The organism is Rhizobium sp. No.120, from assembly GCF_054558365.1.
In genome coordinates this window covers 1-21,972 of record NZ_BAAJNQ010000013.1, presented here as the reverse complement: position 1 = coordinate 21,972, position 21,972 = coordinate 1, and the positions used below count along the sequence as shown (strand labels likewise).

13 protein-coding genes and 6 pseudogenes are annotated in these 21,972 nt (G+C 56.0%); 14 read left to right on the top strand and 5 right to left on the bottom strand.

Features of this window, described 5'->3' with window-relative positions; all coding sequences use genetic code 11:
• The first annotated feature begins 224 nt into the window (after window positions 1-224).
• Both ACYJRZ_RS26035 and ACYJRZ_RS26030 read left to right on the top strand, forming a co-directional pair.
• Window positions 225-970 (top strand): annotated as a pseudogene (locus ACYJRZ_RS26035) (IS5 family transposase).
• A gap of 755 nt (window positions 971-1,725) precedes the next feature.
• Window positions 1,726-3,936 (top strand): methyl-accepting chemotaxis protein, encoded by a 2,211-nt coding sequence (locus tag ACYJRZ_RS26030; protein WP_459463723.1) that lies wholly within the window; start codon window positions 1,726-1,728, stop codon window positions 3,934-3,936.
• A 275-nt stretch (window positions 3,937-4,211) separates the two neighbouring features.
• Here ACYJRZ_RS26030 and ACYJRZ_RS26025 read toward each other — a convergent pair whose 3' ends face one another.
• Window positions 4,212-5,765 (bottom strand): ISL3 family transposase, encoded by a 1,554-nt coding sequence (locus ACYJRZ_RS26025; RefSeq protein WP_459463722.1) that lies wholly within the window; start codon window positions 5,763-5,765, stop codon window positions 4,212-4,214.
• A 70-nt stretch (window positions 5,766-5,835) separates the two neighbouring features.
• On the opposite strand from ACYJRZ_RS26025, the pseudogene ACYJRZ_RS26020 reads away from it, so the two are divergent.
• Together ACYJRZ_RS26020 and ACYJRZ_RS26015 are read left to right on the top strand one after the other, a co-directional pair.
• Window positions 5,836-6,775, top strand: a pseudogene (locus ACYJRZ_RS26020) (transposase); the annotation flags it as partial.
• A 311-nt stretch (window positions 6,776-7,086) separates the two neighbouring features.
• A complete protein-coding gene (locus tag ACYJRZ_RS26015; RefSeq protein WP_427142546.1) occupies window positions 7,087-8,556 on the top strand; it encodes a purine-cytosine permease family protein in 1,470 nt (489 codons plus the stop codon).
• Between the two features lie 175 nt (window positions 8,557-8,731).
• Here the strand turns inward: ACYJRZ_RS26015 and ACYJRZ_RS26010 are convergent, their stop codons facing one another.
• Window positions 8,732-9,355: a helix-turn-helix domain-containing protein gene (locus ACYJRZ_RS26010; protein WP_459463721.1), complete on the bottom strand. Its 624-nt coding sequence runs from the start codon at window positions 9,353-9,355 to the stop codon at window positions 8,732-8,734.
• 784 nt (window positions 9,356-10,139) lie between these two features.
• Between ACYJRZ_RS26010 and ACYJRZ_RS26005 the strand changes: the two genes are divergently transcribed.
• Complete coding sequence (locus tag ACYJRZ_RS26005; RefSeq protein WP_430764126.1) at window positions 10,140-11,300, top strand: alpha-hydroxy acid oxidase; 1,161 nt, start codon at window positions 10,140-10,142, stop codon at window positions 11,298-11,300.
• Between the two features lie 69 nt (window positions 11,301-11,369).
• On the opposite strand, the gene ACYJRZ_RS26000 is transcribed toward ACYJRZ_RS26005, so the two are convergent.
• A complete protein-coding gene (locus tag ACYJRZ_RS26000; RefSeq protein ID WP_459463720.1) occupies window positions 11,370-11,714 on the bottom strand; it encodes a hypothetical protein in 345 nt (114 codons plus the stop codon).
• Window positions 11,711-12,815 (bottom strand): annotated as a pseudogene (locus ACYJRZ_RS25995) (IS5 family transposase). Before ACYJRZ_RS25995 ends, ACYJRZ_RS26000 begins: the two are co-directional and overlap by 4 nt.
• Before the next feature lie 148 nt (window positions 12,816-12,963).
• Between ACYJRZ_RS25995 and ACYJRZ_RS25990 the strand changes: the two are divergent.
• Together ACYJRZ_RS25990 and ACYJRZ_RS25985 are read left to right on the top strand one after the other, a co-directional pair.
• Window positions 12,964-13,143: pseudogene (locus ACYJRZ_RS25990) on the top strand (helix-turn-helix domain-containing protein); the annotation flags it as partial.
• A 7-nt stretch (window positions 13,144-13,150) separates the two neighbouring features.
• Window positions 13,151-13,395: pseudogene (locus ACYJRZ_RS25985) on the top strand (transposase); the annotation flags it as partial.
• A gap of 260 nt (window positions 13,396-13,655) precedes the next feature.
• Here ACYJRZ_RS25985 and ACYJRZ_RS25980 read toward each other — a convergent pair.
• Window positions 13,656-15,173, bottom strand: coding sequence for an aldehyde dehydrogenase family protein (locus tag ACYJRZ_RS25980; protein WP_427142540.1), 1,518 nt, complete (start codon window positions 15,171-15,173; stop codon window positions 13,656-13,658).
• A gap of 580 nt (window positions 15,174-15,753) precedes the next feature.
• Between ACYJRZ_RS25980 and ACYJRZ_RS25975 the strand changes: the two genes are divergently transcribed.
• The 7 genes and pseudogenes from ACYJRZ_RS25975 to ACYJRZ_RS25945 all read left to right on the top strand — a co-directional run.
• The gene (locus tag ACYJRZ_RS25975; protein WP_427142539.1) at window positions 15,754-16,665 is read left to right on the top strand and encodes a dihydrodipicolinate synthase family protein; all 912 of its coding nucleotides are present in this window, start codon (window positions 15,754-15,756) and stop codon (window positions 16,663-16,665) included.
• Window positions 16,666-16,745: 80 nt separating this feature from the next.
• Window positions 16,746-17,627, top strand: coding sequence for a transporter substrate-binding domain-containing protein (locus ACYJRZ_RS25970; RefSeq protein WP_430764122.1), 882 nt, complete (start codon window positions 16,746-16,748; stop codon window positions 17,625-17,627).
• A gap of 63 nt (window positions 17,628-17,690) precedes the next feature.
• Window positions 17,691-18,416, top strand: a complete 726-nt coding sequence (locus tag ACYJRZ_RS25965) for an amino acid ABC transporter permease (protein WP_427142537.1) — start codon at window positions 17,691-17,693, stop codon at window positions 18,414-18,416.
• Window positions 18,413-19,171, top strand: coding sequence for an amino acid ABC transporter ATP-binding protein (locus tag ACYJRZ_RS25960; protein WP_427142536.1), 759 nt, complete (start codon window positions 18,413-18,415; stop codon window positions 19,169-19,171). Before ACYJRZ_RS25965 ends, ACYJRZ_RS25960 begins: the two co-directional genes overlap by 4 nt.
• A gap of 83 nt (window positions 19,172-19,254) precedes the next feature.
• Window positions 19,255-20,625: an FAD-binding oxidoreductase gene (locus ACYJRZ_RS25955; RefSeq protein WP_459463719.1), complete on the top strand. Its 1,371-nt coding sequence runs from the start codon at window positions 19,255-19,257 to the stop codon at window positions 20,623-20,625.
• A gap of 113 nt (window positions 20,626-20,738) precedes the next feature.
• A complete protein-coding gene (locus tag ACYJRZ_RS25950; RefSeq protein ID WP_427142534.1) occupies window positions 20,739-21,440 on the top strand; it encodes a GntR family transcriptional regulator in 702 nt (233 codons plus the stop codon).
• A gap of 365 nt (window positions 21,441-21,805) precedes the next feature.
• A pseudogene (locus ACYJRZ_RS25945) lies at window positions 21,806-21,972 on the top strand (electron transfer flavoprotein subunit beta/FixA family protein); the annotation flags it as partial.

Genomic DNA, 21,972 nt, shown 5'->3' with positions numbered 1-21,972 from the left:
CGCCGGTACAGCAACCCGGCGTGCAATTTGCTCGCCAAATGCATACAATCAACAGCGCCCGGTTTCTCTCTTCCTCTCTTCCTGCGGGTTCGACTATATTTCAATGTATCGCTTGGCTAGCGTTCGTGGACAAAGGTTGACTGCGGAATCGGTTTTTGATTCAAGGCTTTCATTTGGAGGTAGCCTTGGGCGAAAGGGTCGGTTTGACGGACGAGGAATGGGCGGTGATCGGCCCGCTTCTTCCCCCCGAGCAAGGACGCGGATGCCGCCCTGCTCAGGACAATCGGCGCTATTTCGAAGGCATGATGTGGATGGCGCGCACGGGTGCGCAATGGCGGCACCTGCCTGATGAATACGGCAAGTGGAACAGCGTCTTTCGCCGATACCGACGCTGGGTCGAGACCGGTGTGTTCGAAGCAATGCTCGAAACGCTGGCAGAGATGGTCGAGCGGGATCGAAGCGCCGACATGATCGACAGCACAATTGTCCGGGCACATCATTGTGCGGTCGGCATAAAAAGGGGTCTCAGGAGACCGAGGCGCTTGGTCGATCGCGCGGCGGCTTCACCACCAAGCTCCATGCCCGCTGCGATGCGAAAGGTCGACCGCTCGGCTTCGTCCTGACGCCCGGGCAAACGCACGATACCCAAGGCTTTGCGCCGTTGTTCCGGATGATCTCCGATCGGATCGAGGCTTTCCTCGCCGACAGGGGTTACGACGCCGACGCCATTCGCGACGAAATCGCCAGTGCCAAGGTCGAGGCTGTCATCCCTTCAAAAAGCAACAGGCGCGAGCCGATCCCGCACGACAAAGCCAAATACAAATGGCGCAACCAGATCGAACGGCTCTTCAACAAGCTCAAGAACTGGCGGCGCGTTGCGACCCGCTATGACAAGACCAAGGAATCCTACCTCGGTTTCGTCGCAATTGCCGCAGTCAAACTATGGATACCCTTTGTCCACGAACGCTAATTGATTAGGTCTCTTAGACCTTAGGGTGGCCGTCACTGCCCAATGAATCTTAACTGAACTTTATCCCGGAGTCATTCGCTGGGGTTTGTCTTTGTCAGAGAGCGTATTTCGGCTCGTAATCTTCATTTCTTCCGAAGCGGAGCGGACAAGTCCTGCGTTGTTCGCCAATACATCATCTGGAAGTAGGGATGTCATCAACGATGCGGTTTCCTCCCATTAGCAGCCGCCCCGCTGGGCGCTAGGCGCTCGTTGCGCATGATTTGAAACGCGGTCGTCAAAAGCCTGTGCGCAATAACGCCACGCGCATTAATCGTCCTTCGAAGACCGGCGGACGGCCATCAGTCGCTATCCACAGCGTCGGACCGGTTTTGCGTCTGTTAATCTCGGAACAGGTTCACCCGGTACCTTCATAAATACGTCGGGGCGCTGCGGCTTTTGCCAGGATTGAGCGAACTAATGAGTCTCGTCTTAACTCGACGATAATTATTCCATGTTATAAAAAGAGCGTGGACGCCGGAAGCGAATACGACAGGTCGTGCACCTGGAAACGGACGCGCCTTGTTCCATGCAACGGCCTTGTATTGATCCGTGACTATCGATGTCACAAGTAGATGCGCAATTTTATTCCTTCGGTGCACGCAACGGCTGTCCTCCGCACGATTGGCAAACAAGACGTGCTGGTCGACCGGTGTGCGGAGAATGCTAGACTTGGTTTGACTGAAACTCTCGCTCATTAGATTGGGGTGGTTACAAAAATGCGCACGAAACGGTCTCTTGCTTTGAAGCTAATCGCTGTTACTGCTGCCGCGATAGCCCTAGTCTTAGTATTATCAAATGCTATCCTTGTTTTGGTTACGAAGAGCCGGATAGAGCATCTGACCGTCCAGCAGGCTAAACTCGAAGCTGCAAAATTGGCAAATGACATTTCAGCGGAAATGACAGCGTTATCGGCTCCGACATCCACGATGGCAGCTTTGATCGGCCAAGGCAGAGAAAAAGACTATCTTGATCGTGCTGCGGTGATCGACATGCTACGTGCTACAGCGCAAGCCACTATCGTTTTCAGCAGCTGGTTCATGGAAGAGCCCAACGCTTTTGACGGAAAGGCGGCAGAGTTCAAGGGAAACACGACGCTTGGATCAGCAAGTAATGGCGCGTTTTCGCCTACGTGGACAAAGCCCGGCGGGACTCTATCGATGGCACCAGTCGCCCTCGATTATAGCGCTGAATACTACCACGTAGCTTCCAAGTCCCGGCAGGGCCACCTAACGGAGCCCTACGTTTGGGTCGACGCGCAAGGATCTTTCCTCTTATCCACGATCTCGTATCCAGTCGTCAGTGCAGATCGCCTTATTGGTGTGACTGGTATGGACGTAGACCTAACGGCGCTATCCGCCAAGCTTGGCGCACAAAGGCCATTCGGGTCAGGGCGAGTATATGTTATTTCCCAGGCAAAACGGTGGATCGTAGCGCCCAGTGCGGACCAAACAACAAAGAATTATGATGGACTAGGCCAAAAGGAACTGTCCGAGGCGATCACCGAGCAGAAAACTGGAATTGTAGAAGACGTTGAGGTCGATGGGGTCAATTACACCCGCGTCCTACTTCCTTTCGAAGTGCCGCATTTGAATGTCCGGTGGGTTGTCTGCGTCGACGTTCCGACTTCGGTAATTGCCTCTGCGGTGAACGAACAAATTACCTTAATGGTCTCGGCAGGCTTTTTTGTAGTATTTATAATAGCGCTCGTCTTATTTGTTACGACAAGAATAATGCTTGCCCGTCCAATTGGGCGTTTGGTCAAAGTTGTGGAAGCGTTGGCCGTTGGGAACTATAGTGAATCAACCAAAGATACACGTCGATCGGATGAGATGGGAGCGGTCGCAACCGCGTTGGAAAAGCTACGCCATGCCCTCATCCAAGGAGAGCGTGCGGAAACAGAGGCGACTAATGTGAGAGAGGCAAACGCGCGTGAGCGCGCTACCGCCGAGGCCGCTCGCGCGGACGCGCTTGAAGAACAGCGCCTCGTAGTGCGTGTGGTCGGGGAAGCGTTGAAGGACCTTGCGCAGGGTAACCTTACCTGCCGAATTCGGGAAGAGTTCCGAGGTGAATATGCCGAGCTCAGGGTCAACTTCAACTCGGCTTTGTCCAGCTTAGAAGAGACAATCCGCGTGGTTGGCAGGGGCGTAAGTCATATCAACGCAGGGATAGAGGAGATTAGCTCAAGTGCGACCGACTTGGCGCGACGGACTGAAATGCAAGCGGCAGGCTTAGAAGAATCCGCCGCCGCGATGGCAGAACTTACGGAACAGGTCCAAGCAAGCGCGACGAGAGCTTCCGCTGCTGCGTCAAGCGTCAGCGCTGCCACCAAGGATGCAGTTGCGACTGGCGATATTGTCGAGTGCGCGGTCCAGTCGATGGAGAGCATTAGCCAATCGTCGCTGGAGATTACCCGTATCACAGGCGTCATTGATGAGATCGCATTCCAAACAAATCTCCTTGCCCTGAATGCTGGCGTAGAGGCGGCACGTGCGGGTGAGGCTGGGAAAGGCTTTGCCGTCGTCGCTCAGGAAGTACGTGAACTAGCCCAACGGTCAGCTGCAGCAGCGAAGGACATCAAAGTGCTGATTAATTCGTCTGCGATGCAGGTACAAGAGGGGGTCGGACTTGTCGGAGAAGCCGGCCGCGCTTTGAGCAGGATCACAGCGCAGATCACAGCAATAAATGAGAATGTAAGGCAAATCTCTGTGGTAGCGGACGAGCAATCCGTTGGCCTGAAAAGTATCAGTAGCTCGATAAACCAGATGGATCAGGTTACACAGCAAAATGCAGCCATGGTTGAGGAAACGACTGCGGCAAGTGTATCGCTTCGAGATGAAGCGCGCCTCTTGAGTGAAGCGGTAAATCGTTTCAATTTCTCTGAAAATCGCGGCAAGGAAGAACAAATCCCGCAGCGTCGTGTGGCTTGAGTTCTCGCCGGTTCGCATGGTTTCAGATACAAGTCCGGTCGCGCTACGGTGCAAGTTTTTCACGGGGCGAGGGTCACCAGCTTGACATCTGGAATTGCCCCTTGAAACTGAAGTGCCTCAATTAGACCGGACAGTCGGCATAAGCAGTAAGCACAGGCTTGAGGACAAGCTTATGTCTACCGACTGTCGACGCATGGAGTGATCACCGTCAATCGGCGCGGAATGTTGACCCCTTATCGGCGTCCAATCTTGGGTCTGACGCAATCTCGATGACATCAGGGCGCTCCGACGATCCGTGCCTCAAGCAGATCGAGTTTCCCGCGCCCGTACATTTGCCGTTTGATGAGCTTGAGCTTTGTGATCTGGCCTTCTGTCTGACCGTTCGACCACTGGGAGGTTATGGCATTCTGGATTGCCGCTCGGTCTCGGATAACGCCATTCGCGAATGATGCGACCAGGCTTTTCGCCGCGCGTTCGATCCAGGCCTCCAGATCACCGGAGGACTTGCGGCGCAACATGCCGTGGAAGCTCTCGACGACGTCCCTGGCCTCTACAAGGTCTGGCAGCCTCTCTTCGATGGCGGCAACCGTCATCGTTTGAGCCTTGGTCAGGTTGTTGCGGTCGATGGTCATCAGGCGAACGACGGTGCGCGCGGCGGGAGCATAGCCGAGTCCGCTTTCAGCCTTTTCTGCTCGCCTTCGTCTCGTTGCCCATTCGGTGACAACACGCAGGCCTCCGCCAAAACCGGCCAGTCGAAGCTGCCGCCACAGTTCGGCGCCATTACGCAATCCAGCATCCCATTGCGCTTCAAGCCAAGGCAGGTGCGGTTCGAGAGAGGTTTGCCGGACCCGGAAGATGTCGGTCCGCTGACCACGAACGACACTGCGGACCAGCTTTCGGCTATGCCCAGTTCGGCGCACGATTTCCTTGATGGAGACACCATCAGCGACGAACCCGCGGATTACGGCATTTGCCTCTTCACGCCGCAGATATCCCTCGTATTGCAGCCGCTCAGCGGCAGTCAGCAGTTTCGGATTTACGGTTGCAGTGCCGATCGCCATCCGGACCTGCCGCATCGATTTACGAACAGCGTCGAGAAAAGCGTGGCTGGCGTTTTCCATCAGATGCCAACGGTCGGCGACCTGATCTGCGTGTGGGAGAGCTCGTGCGACGGCCTTCGCATATCCACCGCCACGGTCTCTTGCGACGATCTCGATCTGGGGCTGCTGGATCAGCCAGGCCTCGGCGGTCGCCTGTTCCCTGTCGGGCAACAATGCGATTGCCCTTCGGCGTTCAAGATCGCAAATGATGGTGCCGTATCGATGATTGCGTCGCCAGGCCCAGTCATCAATGCCGATGACGCTCGGTGGTATCGGCGCAGGACGGTCGTATCGGCGAACGGTTCGCAGCAGCGTGTCATTGCTCACCGGGAATCCGAGACGATCTGCAAATCGGGCCGCCGGGCGACCACCCATTGCGAGAGCAAGATGGCGAACCAGACAGTCCAGGCGTGCTGTACGGCGAGCCATGGGGCGAATTACGTCGTCACCAAAGCGCTCGGCGAAAATCTTTCGGCGGCAATTGCCGGCACTACAGACGAAGCGTCTGACAGTCAGGTGCAGCTCGATCCGCCGACCCGCACACGGCAGGTCGACAAGCCTCCGAGGATAGCGACTATGAATGCGCCGGGAGACGATTCCACAGTGGGGGCATCTACATTGTTCTGACCGGCCAGATGCTACGACAACAATCGCGCCGGCCGCATCGTGCACTGCTTCAACGTTGAATTCGGCCGGGATCAGATCGGAAAGTCGAAATCGGGTCCGCATGGCGGTGATTCTCCAGAGAAAACCACGCCAATTGAAGCCTAAACATCATCGAGATTGAGTCAGAGCCAATATTCCACGCCGAAACACAGTGATCACTGGCGACGTCCTGGTACGGGGGTGGACAACCGAGCAGAAGCTGCAGATTATCATGGGGAGTTTGGAGTTAAGCGATACGGTTTCGTCGGCCGCCCGGCGTCATGGAGTTGCGCCACGCCTTCTGTATCGAGGGCAGACTTCTCAGTGAGTGAGGAACGGCTGTCTTAGATTACGATGAGCCGGTCGTCGGCAATTCTGCGGTCAGGAAGTTCGAGGAGCGCGTTCCCGAGTTGGAGCACATGCTGGGCCGCAAGGATGGAGGTCGAGGTTCTCCGCGACGCTTTTTCACAGGTTCAAAAAATAGCGGCAGCTCTCGTTGCCGAAGCATGGTGCCGATGAAGACCGTCGCGGACGTTCTCAAGGTATCCCGCTCCAATGTTACTGAGCTTCTGAAGGCAGATCAAAGCCGCGCCGGCCGTATAAGGCTGAGGATGTCGAGCTTCTGTCAGCCCTCCGCAGGCTCGTCGACGCCAGGCCCACCTATCGCTAACGGCGGAGAGCCGCGCTGCTCAATCGCGAAAGGCGAGTCGCCGATCAGCCGGTCGTCAACCCCAAGCGAGTCCACCGGATCAGGAGCAATAACGCCATGCTGCTGGAGAAGCACACCACCGTTCGCAATGGCCGCGTCCACGATGGCTTTGCCATGGTGATACGCTCGAACTTTCGCTGGTGCTCGGACTCGCTAAGCTCACCTGCTGGAACGGCGACGTCATCAGCTTGGCGTTCATTATCGACGCCCTCGGCCGCGAGATCATAGCCTGGACGACTGTCGTCAATGCCCGGATATCCGTCTCCGATGCGCGGGACATGATGCTGGAGACCGTCGAGAAGCGCTTCGGCGCAACGCGACACCACAAGCCATCGGACATCTGCCCGACAACGACAGAGCGTACACTGCAAAGGAGACAAGCTTACTGCTCAAGCTGTGAACCCGATGCCAACGAAATCCATCCTCATTCCGCGCTCAAAATATCATCCCTCGGCAGTTATCAGGGCAGCTGACTATCCGGGGAGACGAGGCGTACTCCAGCAGTGTAAAAAAAAACGCATTGAATGTTTAAAAAATTGGACATAGATTGCGTCCATTGCCCTTTGAGCAAGATTCAATAGAGGGTACAGGGCAGCCTAGTGTCTAATCGTCAGGAACGTCTGTCGACGGAAAAGCCGTGGCTTTTCCCAACGCGGAGTTGTGCGCTGCTTAGCGCGGGAAATGGGAGCAACTCAATTGGAAACACAAGCAGGAATCGCTTCGGGGCCGGCGATCGCGCGAAATGCGCTCGCGATCGAGCATAGGTCAATCGACTATGTTCCCCTGTCGGAAAGACATGGGCGGCTTTCGGACCAAGCAACGATTTGGTTTGCCGGGAGTGCACAACTTTTGAGCCTCGCGACAGGTGCGATCGGCATCACTTTGGGCCTCAATCTTACCTGGACGTTGATCGGCTTACTCCTTGGCACCATCCTTGGGACGATCCCGGTTGCAGCACATGCAAGCCAAGGCCCACATCTCGGGCTCCCGCAAATGGTGCAGACGCGTCCCCAGTTTGGCCGTTACGGAGCCATCTTCATCTGGCTGGTAGCCGTCATGGTCTACTGGGGCTACGTTGTGCTAAACGTTAATCTCATGGGGGCTACATCGGAACAACTCGGTCTCGGTTCCGCGAGCACTTCGGGAATCTTGCTTGGGATTATATCTGTCGTCTTCGCTATATTCGGTTACCATTGGCTTCATGTCGGTCAGCGCTACACGACAGTCGTGCTCTTGGTTGCTCTGGCGACCTTCACATTCGGCATCGTGTTTGGAGTCGGTTTCCCCCCAGAGCAAACGAGACTTTCCGGTACGTTCCAGTTCACGCCATTCTTGATGGTGGTTTCGGCATCGCTCGCATACCAGCTTTCATGGGCCTTCTTCGTCTCCGACTACTCTCGGTACATGCCGCCCACCACAAGCCATCGGTCCATCATATTCTACACAGCGTTCGGTGCGGGTGCTGGTGTCTTCGCAATGGAGGCGGTTGGGGCCGTTGGGGCGGCTCTCTACCCGAATGACAGCTTAACTCTTGCCCTTCAGGAATCCGGCAACCAGATCATGCCTGGTTTTGGCGCAGTGCTTCTCGTCGTGGGTGGAACAGCTCTTTTGATATTTAACGGAATGTGCGTCTACGGCGGGGCGCTCACCTTAATCACCGCGATGGACAGCGTCGTTGAGACATCACCGACGCGTAGCCTGCGAATTAAAACCATTGCCGTGATCGGCGTGACGGCAACCATCGTCGGCGTTCTGCTCCCGACGGATTTCATCAATACGACCTTCTATACAATTCTTGCGGTGTTGGCATACCTGATGGCACCATGGACCGCAGTAAATCTTGTCGACTATTTTATCGTGCGGAAGGGACGCTACTCGATCACTGAAATCTTCAATCCGAACGGAATTTACGGCAACTGGAACTGGCGTGGAATTGCTGCGTATACGCTTGCGTTTATCTCAATGATTCCGTTCATGTACCTGTCGTTCTACCAGGGACCAGTCGCGACATATCTCGGTGGCGTCGATTTCGCCTTCTTCGTCGGTATCCCGGTGGGTGGGGTGCTTTACTGGCTCTTCTGCTTGAATCTCGACTTGAAGCAGGAACTTGCTACTGTTGCAGTTGCCGACAAGCATCTCGATGCCTATGCGAAACCGATAGTTTGATGGCAACCCCTTGACTACCGAAAAGAACCGCGAGGATGGCAGGCGGGGCCTGTTCTCGCGGTTCAATCTTTAGCCCGGCGCGTAAAAATACGCATACGGTTACTGCTACTTTCTCGGCTTGCTAGTTTCAACAATCATTTATGCCACACGCATTTGATGGTTCAAAGCGGGTTTGTTAGATCATTGGTGGGGTGACAGCGCATGCGACGACGGCGACACTCTTGCCTACGTTCTTTAGTCTGTACGGTTGGGCCCCAAAAATATGAAAGCCGCCGCCAGCTTCAATGCGTCGAGTGCCTACCTCGGTCTCCAGCTCGACCGTTCCCTTCAAGATGCAGGCCGCGGTCTCACCGTCGTGTTTGATTGCTACTTTTCCCGTGTCCGTACCCGGCGAGTAATGTTCGACGAACATTTGCAGCTTCTTGTCACGCCGTTCGCCTCCCAGCACCCGCATATCGACCTTACCTCGCGATACCACCGCAAGGTCCTGCGCATCGTAAACCAATACATTCTGTTTTGAGATTGGGAGCGCAAAGAAGTCCGCCATCGATATCGGAATCGCGTTCAATATTCGGTGCAGGGAAGCCAGCGAAGGGGCGTGAGAGTCAGCTTCGATCAGCGACACCGTGGAATTAGTCACACCCGCACGCTTCGCCAGTTCCCGCTGAGAAAGGCCGGCCTCTTCACGAATGGCCTTAAGGCGTGCCCCCACAGCAAGCTCCGCTGCGTCATTTTTCGGTCGTTGTTTTCCGACGATGGACTCCTCCTCGTCCGGGCCCGAAGCTTCTTTTAATCTCACAACTATCTCCATCACATCATGTCATGGCATCTATATAAGGTGATGCCAAACATTGAAAGTTGAGCGTTCAAAAAATTAAACGCGTGACGAGATGCTCAGTCGGCTCAACTTGCCGTTTGCGAACATCAGTGGCTCCATCAGCCTCCCGAGGTCGGTGTGAAAAATGTTGAAGTGTTAAAAAAATCATATTGCTTGTGCAAAAAAATTCAACTACGCATTCGTATCAAGTCATAAAATAGGAACTCCATGTGAACCCTCTCAATCAGGGACGGCTTTCTGGTGGATCGGCAGTCGTTTTGGACGTTTACCACCGTGCAGCGATCAGCAAACCAGCGCCGTTCTGAGCGCTCCTGCGATCCGATAGCGTACTCTCAACCTGCAGTTTCTCTACCTTTAGGAGGTGAGTTAGGTCGTTTCACCAAGTTCCTGGAAGGAGCCGTCCTGATGAGAATGACGAGAAGCCAATTCCTGAAGCTGATTGCGGCGGCAACAATCGCCGCGGCCGTCCCTACATTAGGGTTCGCACGAGACGCGAAAAGGCAAATCTTCGTGACCTGGGGTGATTTGGCGCCCTTTGGAATGACGAAGCCGGACGGACGTTCTACGGGGTCGAGAGCGATCTTATCCAGGAGTTGGCTAAGCGGAAAGTTCGACTACGAAATCCGCCATATGGCTTGGGATGGTATGATGCAGCGGCGCGTTGATAGTCTTCCAGCTTACACTGAGCTGGCGGGAGGGGTGACTGGGGCGAACACTCTTCAATTTACACAATAGGACTTCGAGTTTGGCTCATTCATTGGATTTTCAGAACTTCTCTGAGGCGCGCGCGATAGCTAAGCGCCAGCTTCCGAAAGGGATATTCGAATACATCGACAGGGGCGCGGAAGACGAGACGGCGTTGGCCTCGAACCGTACCGCTTTCGATGAGGTCAAAATCCGACCGCATGTGCTGAAGGGGAACGCAACACCGCGCTCTACCAATATCACGCTTTTCGGCACCGAATACGCGTCACCACTCGTCGTCACTCCGACCGCCTTTGCGGGCTTGGTACGATACCAGGGCGAATTGGAACTCGCCAAAGCGGCTGCGAGATTTGGCATTCCCTATTGTGCTGCAACGGAGGCGATCTCATCCGTGGAGGAGATCGCAGACGCTACTCCCGCGCCCGTTTGGTTTCAGCTCTACTTATGGAATAAAGCACAGGCGTCGTACGACCTTATGGACAGAGCTTGGGCTAAGGGAGCGCGCACCCTCGTCCTGACTGCTGACACAGCAGTGATGCCCAAGCGTGAATTTAACCGCCGAAACGGATTTGATATCCCGTTCCGGTTCTCGTCTAGGAATGTATGGGATGTGGCAAACCATCCAGGTTGGGCCGTTCGCGTATTGATTCGATATCTGTTGACTAGTGGGATGCCCAACTTCGCGAATTATCCTGTTGAATACCGAAAAAGTCTTCTTAAGCGAGGGGGAGGGCCGTCTCTCGATTTGATGCCAGACATGAGCTGGGAGCACGTACGAGAGGTGCGGGCTCGTTGGAAGGGCAACTTGGTCGTGAAGGGCGTCCTTCGCACCGAAGATGCGCTGCAGGCAAAGGACGCTGGCGCGGACGGCATCGTTGTCTCCAACCACGGTGGTCGTATGTTCGACAGCGCAGTGTCACCAATTGCCGTGCTCCGCGAAATTGCCGACGAGGTGGGTCACGAAGTTACGGTACTCGCAGACAGCTCGGTTCGACGAGGAAGTGATGTTTTCAAGCTCATCGCCTCTGGCGCGAAGGCGGTCCTTGTTGGTCGAAGCATGCTCTACGGCACCGCCGCCGCGGGAGAGGAGGGCGCCGTGCAGATGATGAAAATTCTATCAGACGAACTTGCCATGACGATGGACCTCAGTGGCTGCCGATCGCTGGCTGAGATAGGCGAGCACCTGTTGCATCGTTCCTGATTGAGCATGCCCAAACCCATCCGCGTTGTTACGGAGAAAAATTTTAACAGCAATAGCCGTGCGATCGCCCTAGCAGGCTATTGAAGAAGTCTCCCGTTTGGTCTTTAGGATAGCCTCGTCGCCATTGTGATAGGCGAAAGTGATCTCGATCGTACTCTCGTCGAGCAATTCGGCAGGTCCGTCACCCGAGACTTCGTCCATTTGGTCGCATCCTGCCCATGTGAAGGAGACCATGGACGTGCTGTAGCCGAGTTCGAGGCCCGCTTGCATCGCACCGAAGGCGATTTCGCCATGACCGTTGGCCCTGATGGTGATTGTGGCGGGCTCGACCAGGTCGAGATAATCCCGACCCCACAGATCGGCCTCGACGATCCGCCAGCGGCCGATCAGGCGGCAGTTTCTGGCCGCGCTCATGACAGCATCGCTATCAGCTTCGGTAGCCGTACCAGATTGTAAGCGGCGGCCGCGAAGGTGAAGGCCCATCCGACGCGGTCGCGGCCACGGAACTTCGTCTTGTCCTGCCCCGCGACGGTCTCGATCCAGCCGAACGCCTCCTCGATGCGCTTACGGATGCGCAAGCTGACCCCATAGCCGGAATGGCGCGTCGTGCGACCGTCGATGGCCGAGCGGCGACCATTAATATTCTGCGCCACATGGGGCGTCACCTTCATCGACCGCAAATCTTGGACGAAGTCCTTTGTGTCATAGGCCTTGTCGGCACCCAGCGTGATCGCTTGTGTCCGATCAGCGAAAGGTTCGATCATGTGCAGCGCCGCTGCCCGTTCAGCATATCCGCTGGCCTCAGTCAGATAGGCATCGACCAGCAGCCCTTGGCGATTTTCCATCAGCCCATGCCCCATGAAGCACAGCTTGGCCTCCTTGCCTTTGCCCTTCTTATAAAGTCTTGCGTCTGGGTCGGTCGTTGAAGCATGCATCTCGTTGGAACGCTTTTCGCCATGAAAGTCTGCTTCGACATTCCGACCACCTGCATTCGAAGGTGGTTCGCCATGATCTCCCCTTTGGGCCGTCCTTCGGCTTGAAGCTCTTGATCGACGCCCAGGCTTCGATCAGCGTGCCATCGACAGAGAAGTGGTCTGTAGACAGCAACCGCTTTACCTTGGGCTGCGAAAGGATCGCACTGAGGAACTTCGCGGCGATGTCGCCTTCCAGCAACCGGTCGCGGTTCTTCGAAAACACCGAATGGTCCCAAGCTGGATCGTCAATGCCAATGCCGACGAACCAGCGGAACAGAAGGTCGTATTCCAGCCGCTCCATCAAAAGCCGCTCCGAGCGGATCGAATAGAAGGCTTGCAAAAGCATGGCGCGCAGAAGCTTCTCAGGCGCAATCGATGGCCGCCCGATCGGCGAATAGAGCGCTGCAAACTCCCGTTCCAAGAAAACCAGAGCGTCGTTCACGATCTGCCGGATTGCCCGCAGCGGATGATCACGACGAACTCGATCCTCCAGATCGACATAGCTGAAGAGTTCACCCGTCCTCACATCGCCGCCGCGCATGCATCACTCCAAAACTCGACGAAGCGAGTGAATCACGGCGAAAGCCTCCAGGCCAGCTTCTTTTTCAACAGCCTGCTAGAGCGCGTCCGGGTATCGATGAATCGATTGTGATGTGACGTGCCGGCTGGTTTCTGATTCAACATCCGCTTTGACGGATGTTGGTGATGGCCAGAGCGCTGAGCAGGGGTGTAGGTTACGTGTCTTGAAACCTGCGGATGACGGGGCATCGGCCCGGCAGGCGGCGGCCCGTTTCGGCGTCGGGGTATCGAGCGCGATCCGCTGGATCGCACGGGCGAAGATCAGCGAACTGACACCGCGGCCCCAAGGGTGACGGCGCGGCTAAGGCCGCCGGTGTGCGCGACGCCACGGAAGCGACAGGCGCAGGCTGCTCTACCTGCCGCCTTACAGTCCCAACTTTAACCCCATCGAAAACGCATGCGCAAAGCTCAAGGCATTGATGCGGTCAAGGGCCGAACAAACCATCCCCGCTCTCTGGAAAGCCGCCAGTTCCATCATCGAACTCTTTACGCCGGCCGAATGCGTAAACTGCTTCAGGACAGCCGGATATGAACCGGATTAAACCCGACGTGCTCCAGTCATATGCTCGACGACGCTGCATACGAACGGGCCGTCATGCTTCATGCAAGCTTAGTCGAAGTTGGCAAGCCGCTCTCGTTTATCAAAAGCGCACATACTGTGACAAACGTCGCCCGGACCTCGTCGCGTCTGGCTTCGCGACAATCGTGATTTGACCCTATCAGTGGGGCCTTCTCCGCGAGTTTTGAAGGCGTTTCGGGCATTCCTGTGGTCGGCCGCAGTGATGCGGCCGACCTTTCGATTTCACTCGGATTTCGCCCGTTCGAAACTCTCCGCATCTGGGTAGGGGAACCACCAGAAGTCCTGCGGGGCGGCCTCTGGATCCATCACCACGTACTTCGAGGACTGGAACTGCGCTAGGCCTTCTGGGCCGAGCTGCCGGCCGATACCTGACAGCTTACGTCCGCCAAAGGGGAGCGCGTCGTTGTCAAGGATCGGCGCATTGATCCAGACCATACCTGCTTCAATCTCGTTGACCGCTCGCATCATCTCGCCCATATCGCGGGAGTAGAGGTTAGACCCAAGGCCGAACTCGGAACGGTTCGCGAGTTCAAGTGCTTCATCGAAATCTTTCACGCGACAGATGGGCGCGACGGGACCGAAAGATTCTCCGTTGAGGATTTCTGACTTTGGATCCACATTCGTCAGGACTGCTGGCTCGATGAACCAGCCGTGATTGAGTCCATTGGGGCGTCCGCCACCGGTGGCGAAAATTGCGCCTTCATGACGCGCGCGCGCGAGAAGCGACTCGAAGCGGTCTCGCTGGCGGTGCGTCGCCATTGGGCCGATGTCAACATTTTCGAGGCCGTTGCCAATGCGAAGCTTTTTCGTTTCAGCGACCAGTCGTTCGACGAACTCGTCGTGAATGCTGTCATGAACGTAGAATCGTTCTGCCGATGTACAAACTTGGCCGCAGTTGAGGTAAGCAGCGAAGGCAGCCGCCCGCACAGCGATATCTAAAGGAGCGGAAGGCATGACGATGAAGGGGTCGTTGCCGGATGCCTCAATCAGAGCGGGTTTGAAGGTTTCGGCGCAAACCCTCAGAATTTCCTGCGCGATCGGCACAGAGCCAGTGTACGCGATGCAATGGGTCTTTTTGCTTCGGACGAGGTGTTGAGCGACACGCGGGCCGCCGGTAACGACTTGCACCAGACCCTTGGGCAGTTCGCTGAACACTTCCATGAATTTTAGAGTAGTAATGCTTGTCTGCTCATGCGGCTTGATGATGACGGAATTGCCTGCAGCGAGTGCGGCCGCCAGTTCCCAGCAAAGGAGGACAAGCGGGAAGTTGAAGGGAAGAATGATAACGACAGTTCCCAACGGTTCCTTGATCGAGAAGTGGAACTGGCCCGGAACAGTCGATCCAGCGATTCTGCCGCTCTCGTTGCGCCCAAGTTCGGCATAGTAGTCGATCGCGGTAGCGCACCACGATGTTTCGTCGACGGCTTCCTTGAACGGCTTACCTTCCTCACGGGTCATGAAATAGCCATATACAGCCTTATCGCGACGGATCTTTGCCGCGACTTCGTGAAGGGCCGTAGAGCGAGTGCGTGAATCTATGGCCAACCACGCCTTCCTCGCGGAGTTTGCGATGTCGATCACATTCTCGAGTTCGTCGTCCGTGGCATCCGCGATTTCAGCAATGCGATCTTCAGTGGCCGGGTCGATGACCGAGATTCTATTGGTTGCGGCGCTCTTCAAATAGCGTCCGTCGACAAACAACGTGCCTGAAAGGCGGTCGAACTCTTGGTGGATTGGCATGTCTTCTCCTTGTCGGCGCACACCCGGTACTCGGGCAGCTAGAAAGTCTGGTTGCTGGTTCCAAATCTTGTGGTCGGATCCAGAGATCGGGGCGATGCTGGAGCGCTCGAGGTGTGTAGGCCGGTGGCTCGTGGTGATAGGATCTTTCAGCCGGAGAGCAAGGCATCGCGAAATGCTTTCGATCCCATTTGCCGCGCGCCTTTTCGCAACCGGGGAAAGGGCACGACTTAGCCCTCCGACGCTCATCCTTCGAAGTACGTCGATCCCACCGTCCTCAATGAAATTGTTCGCTGCCGCGTCCCCGATTGTTGTGTGAAGCGGCCACCCAACGAACGCAACGCTATGTCAAAAATATTCAACATTCAATACGTTTTTTCAAACGGTGCGCGTGGACGGTTTTTTTCGCGAAATCAAAGAGCTCGCTCGATAAACTATGTGACCAAACTAAAAAGCGCGATCGCAGATCGTAGATCGCACGATTGACATTCTCTGAAAATTGCCGTCACAAATCACCCCATCGCGACGGAACGCCCGATTGCGAGGAGGAGAAATCAGATCTTTTAGGATGGAGACGAGTCACATGGCGCTGACCAAGCTCACGACGTACGGCCTATACACGGCCACCACAACGCCCCTGACCCCCGACGGAAGATTGAACACACGCGCCATTTCGGAGCAGATCGAAACTCAGTTGCAAGCCGGTATCGCTGGGATCGTTGCAATTGGCGGGACAGGCGAAGGAGCTGCCTTGTCCTTTGCTGAACGTGTTGAAGTTGTTGGAGTGACAGTTGAGGCTGTCGGCGGAAGGGTGCCGGTGCTTGCGGGCGTTATCACTCCTGGATTGCCCGACACTCTGGCACTCGGTCGCGCTTGCTTGGAGGCGGGGGCAAACGGACTGATGGTCATCACCCCCTTCGGTACGGCCCCCAGCCAAGCTGGCATTCGGGACTACTACAAGGCAGTTGCCGACGGCGTTGGCCAAGCCGTGATGCTTTACGAGATCCCTTATCTTACTCTCGTTTCACTCGAACCGGAGACCGTATGCGACATCGTGGCGGACGGTTCTGTCTTCGCAATGAAGGCATCGAACCCAGACCAGACCACCTTCACCAGGGTCGTCGAGTTGGTCGGGGAGCACATCGCGGTAATGTCCGGGGATGAGCACTTATTCGCAGCCCAGATCGCGCTTGGTGCCGTTGGAGGCGTACTGGCCTCTACGAACGTTCTACCGCGTACGTGGGTTCAGATCTTCGACACCGCACGGGCAGGCGATCTTAAGACTGCGCAGGGGCAGATCGGACGTATCCGGAACTTCCTTCTCAGCGTTTACGCGGAGCCCAATCCGGGCCCGATGAAGGCTGCTCAGACCCTTGCGGGCTTTGAGGCTGGCCCCGTCCGCCTGCCAAATAGGGCGCCTAGCACGGCGCTCGTTGAAGAGATGCGCACGCAGTTGGCAGATCTGCTCGCATACGAACGGGGACTGACTGCTTAGTCCGGCAGATCCTCGCAATAAAGCGTTCGCCACCGGTGAAGGAGGCGCACGGGGAACCGAAACCAACTGGAGAGAATGAAATGAACCGAACTGCAAGTTATTTGAGTGCGACCTGCGCCGCAATCATCATGAGTGTCGGCATAGGATTTCACGCTGTGGCAGCGGAACCGTACTATGAAGTACCAGCAGACTACCCAGCTTGTACTGACGAGTCTTATGAAAACGCGATCGAGAACGGTGTGAAGCTTGGCGTGGCTGCGGCTATGCCCTGGTCCGGTATCGACCCGGCGTCGGGCAAGGCCGTAGGAATCGACGTGGAGCTACACGCAGAAGTCCTCAAGCACATGGGTATCACAAAGATCACCTATGAGGCGGGCGCGTTCAACTCGCTCATTCCGTCGATGCTTTCTAACCGTATCGATATGGTCGTAACCGACCTACACGTAACCCCCGAACGTTCGAAGACTATCGCTTTCAGTGGTCCGGTTTGGTGGTATGGCCCCGCTGTCGTTGTCCAAGCGGGGAACCCAAAGAACGTGAAGAGCTTCGAAGATCTTGCGACCGTTCGCGTCGGGGTTCTTCTTGGTACCGGTACTGACGAATACCTGAAAAAGGTCGGTATCGAAGCCACGCGCTTCCAAAGCTATGCGGAAGAGTTCGCTGCCATCCAGCAGGACAAGGTCGACGTAGTCGTTGAGTACGATCTCCTGGCCGCCGAGTTTAAGAAGGCCAATCCCGACGCGAACGTCGAATCCCTCGCGAGCTTCCCGATCCCGGACGATCTTTTGAAGAACGGCTACGGTTATGCCCGCTTTGGTTTCCGCAAGGAGGATTGCAGCTTCCGTGCCGCCTTCAATCAGGCTTTGGCGGAAGCCAGAGCTTCGGGCGCCATGTCAGAGGTCCTTCGCAGGAATGGGCTTTCGGATCGCAATCTCTTCTACTTCCCGCTGCAAGTGAACTGATTAAGGAGCGACTGCGTCACTGGTCGATCCTAAATCGGCCGGTGACCATCGGCGAAGAACACGATGGAACTCTTGAACTTAGACGTGATCCGGTCATACGGATATGTACTGTTGCAAGGGCTAGGAAATACGATTTTGCTCACGCTGATCGTTATAGTCCTGGCCGGCGTTCTGGCCATTCCGCTGGCGCTCGTTCGGACCTCGCGCCTCTGGCTCGTCCGCCTGCCCTTCGAAGCGTTGGTGGAGATTATTCGCGGCACACCTCTGATTTTGCAGTTGTTCTACGTGTACTACGTTCTTCCGGCTGCCGGCGTTCAGCTTGATCCGTTCGCCGCAGCGGTTGTGGCATTGACGGTGAACTACACGGCATATCTCAGCGAGGTCTACCGCGGTGGCATAAAATCCATTCCTGACGGACAGCGTAATGCGGCGGCCGCCCTGGGCATGACCCCGGCCAAGGCGTTCATCAGAATTATTCTGCCTCAAGCTTTCAAGGTTGTGACTCCCACGCTAGGCAATTACTTCATCGCGCTCTTCAAGGACACGGCCCTTGCGTCCGTCGTGACCGTCAATGAGTTGCTCTATACCGGCAACCTCGTGTCGTCCTCCACGTATCAATATTTCACGGTCTATACGGTAACCGGGATCCTCTATTTCGTGGCTGGTTTCCCTGCTGCCTTGTTCGTCCGATATCTGGAGCGACGCATGCATACAAAGCGCCGTGTGAGATCGGCCCCGTCGAAGCCAAATCTGGTCGATTCAATAGAAGCTAGGGGTTCCAGCCGATGATCCTGTTAAACAATATCCACAAATCCTATGGATCCTTGGCCGTCGTCAACGGAGTGTCGCTTGCGATACGCAAGGGGGAAGTCGTCTGCCTGGTCGGCCCCTCCGGTAGCGGCAAGTCGACCTTGCTTCGCTGTGTCAACAATCTCGAAGCACTGACTGCCGGTGAGATCCGTCTCGACGGCGAGAGGGTTTATTACGATGAGATTCCCGAAGGGCTGAAGCCTCACAGCCAGACCCGCATCGCCAGGGTCCGCGCCCGTCTGGGAATGGTGTTCCAAGACTTCAATCTGTTTCCTCACATGACGGCGTTGCAGAACGTCATGGAGGGACCCGTCCAAGTGCTCGGGATCTCGAAGGCTGACGCCCGACAGCGGGCGATGGATCTTCTCACGCGGGTGGGGCTGGCCGAGAGGCATGACTATTACCCGGACGAACTTTCGGGTGGTCAGAAACAGCGGGTCGCAATCGCGCGGTCGCTCGCCATGAAACCTGAAGCCATGCTTTTCGACGAGCCGACCTCGGCGCTCGACCCCGAGCTCGTACACGAAGTTCTCTCGGTAATGCGCGAACTCCGCAACGAGGGAATGACGATGATCATCGCGACACACGAGATGAACTTCGCGCGCGAAGTGGCTGACCGCATTGTGTTTCTGGAAGGCGGCGTCATCATCGAGGATTCTCCTCCCGAGAAATTCTTCGACGTGTCCACTAGTGCCCGCAAGGAAAGCTTCCTGCGCAGCCTTACCCGCAGGTAGGGCGCGCTACCCTTGAACAAGTGGCCGTCGCTTTTGCCCATATCGCAGCGTTGGATGCCATCACTCCCTTGAAAGCCAATGACATGAAACTCGCCGAAAACATCAAAGAGAGGCTTGCCGCGATTCTTGGCGACCGGATCAGTGTTAATCCTTCCATAATCGAGCAGCACTCCCGCGGGGAGGGCCACTTGCCGTCGGCTCCTCCGGAAGCGGTGTGCTTCCCGGTTTCGACGAAGGAGGTGAGCGCAGTCCTGAAGATCTGCAACGAAGCCGGCGTTCCCGTTGTGCCCTGGGGAGCGGGCACATCCCTGGAGGGCAACGTCAATGCGCTGCGGGGCGGGGTATGCATCGACCTCAGCCGAATGAATGCTGTGCTTGCTGTCAACGCCGAGGATCTCGACGCGACGGTCGAACCCGGCGTGACACGTAAACAATTGAATTCCTATCTCCGGGATACGGGCCTTTTTTTCCCGGTCGATCCCGGCGCGGATGCGACGATCGGTGGGATGGCGGCTACGCGGGCATCCGGCACCAATGCCGTCAGATACGGCAACATGAAGGCGAATGTGCTGGCCCTAGAGGTGGTGCTTCCGAGTGGGGAGATCATTCGAACCGGCTCTCGTGCGCGGAAATCCGCCGCAGGCTACGACCTTACGAGCCTCTTCGTTGGCAGCGAAGGCACGCTCGGATTGATCACGGAAGTCACCATCAAGCTATATGGCCTTCCCGAAGTTATTGCATCTGGTGTGTCGAGCTTCCCAACCGTCGAAGGCGCGGTCACCTTGGTCACGGAAGCAGTACAGCTCGGCATTCCGCTTGCCCGAGTGGAGTTCCTTGATGAGCAGACCATTGTCGCGGTCAATCGCTTTTCCAAGCTCGAGCTCAATGTCGCGCCAACGCTGTTCTTCGAATTTCACGGCTCAACCGCGTCGGTCGATGATCAGATTGCTCAGATCTCCGAACTGGTCGCGTCACACGGTGGATCAAAATTGGAGTCCTCGACCGACATCGAGGAGCGCAATAAGCTATGGCACGCAAGGCACGAGGCGCATTATGCTCTCCTCGCGATGCGCCCCAACGCACGCGTGTACGGTACCGATTCCTGCGTTCCGATCTCTAAACTCTCTGAAATCATTCGGCTGACACGCGAAGACCTGGAACGCGTGCCGTTCTTTGTGAGCGTTATCGGCCACGTCGGTGATGGAAACTTCCACCTTGGCATGGTCATCGACCCGGAGGTTCACTCTGAATTTGAATTAGCCGAGGAGATTCATGATCGGCTTATCGAACGAACGCTCGCTCTCGGTGGCACATGCAGCGGCGAGCATGGGATCGGATATGGCAAGACCAGGTATATGGAATGGGAGCACAAAAATGCTATCGGAACCATGTGGACCTTGAAGAGGGCACTCGACCCAAACAACATTATGAATCCGGGGAAAGTACTTCCTTAGGCACGGCCGCGATCACCGAGTCGGCCGGGCGGGTAGTTTCACCCGGCTTGACCTACCCAGCATTCAGTGTTGGTGCTTTTATACGAATATGGATGCCTGAATTGAGAACCACTATGAAGTCAGGACTTGCACTAGAACCGATCGATTTTCAGTCGATGCAAGACCAAGTGTACGAGCAACTCCGAACCGTGCTGATGCGGGGCGGGTTCGAGCCTGGTCAGAAGCTCAGCGGAAGAATGGTCGGTAAAGCACTCGGAACCAGCGAGATGCCTGCGCGTGCTGCCTTGGGTCGGTTACTAGCCGAGCGAGCATTGGTTCAGAAGTCTAACGGCACGTATGCTATTCCGATAGCCACCAGGACGCGGTTTAAGGAAGTCATGGAGCTACGGGCTCTTCTTGAGAGTCACGCGACGCTCCAAGCCTGCGAGCGTATCGATAGTGATGGTCTTCGGGAGCTTCGCCGTTCAAGCGACGGTCTTATTAAGGCGCTGAATGACAACAATCTCGAGCAATACTTGGATTTCAATCAGAAGCTAAAATTCGGAATTTACAAATACTGCAGCTCGGAGACTTTGAGATCACATATCGAACTCCTTTGGCTCCAGTGCGGTCCATTCCTCAGACATCTTAGCGTCGCACCCGGCGACGCTCGGGCGACTTCCTATTGCGAGGAAGCGGTCGACGCGCTCGTGGCACGCGACGCGGCCAAGGCAGGTGCGGCCATATCGAAAGACATCCGGTCCGGCCTCGATTTTCTGCTTGTGCATGGTCAGTTTGCAGACGACGACGGGAATGACGGAGCCAGCATGCTTTAAACAAGGAAGCCTCATTTCACGGAGCCTTGCGAGCGTTTGCGCTGACATTACTTGAGGTGGCCCCCTTGCCAAGGAGGCGTAGCGCGGGCCGAAAGGTCCTTTCGATTTTCCCCTCAACGTGTTCTCATGAACCATCACACCTCGACTAGCCGGCTGCGATAGCGAGAGTGACAATATCAAGCTGCGCTCGATAGAGACTCTTTCGCGCGGTTTTCCAGCGGGCGAGTGCGGCGGGCTCTCCGCGTTATGCAGAGCATCATCCCAGATTCTTCGTATCTTTAAAACGAATTCGCGAGAAAACGCTTGACGCCAACTTTGCAGAATATATTGAAGGTTCATCAAAAATTGCGCCGGAAAGTCCAGCCATGAAAATTCTTGTTTCAGTGAAACGCGTCATCGATGCGAACGTGAAAGTCCGAGTTATGCCGGATGGTTCGGGCGTCGACCTGAACGGCGTGAAGATGTCGATGAACCCGTTTGACGAGATATCCGTTGAAGAGGCTCTGCGGCTCAGGGAGGCCGGCAAGGCCTC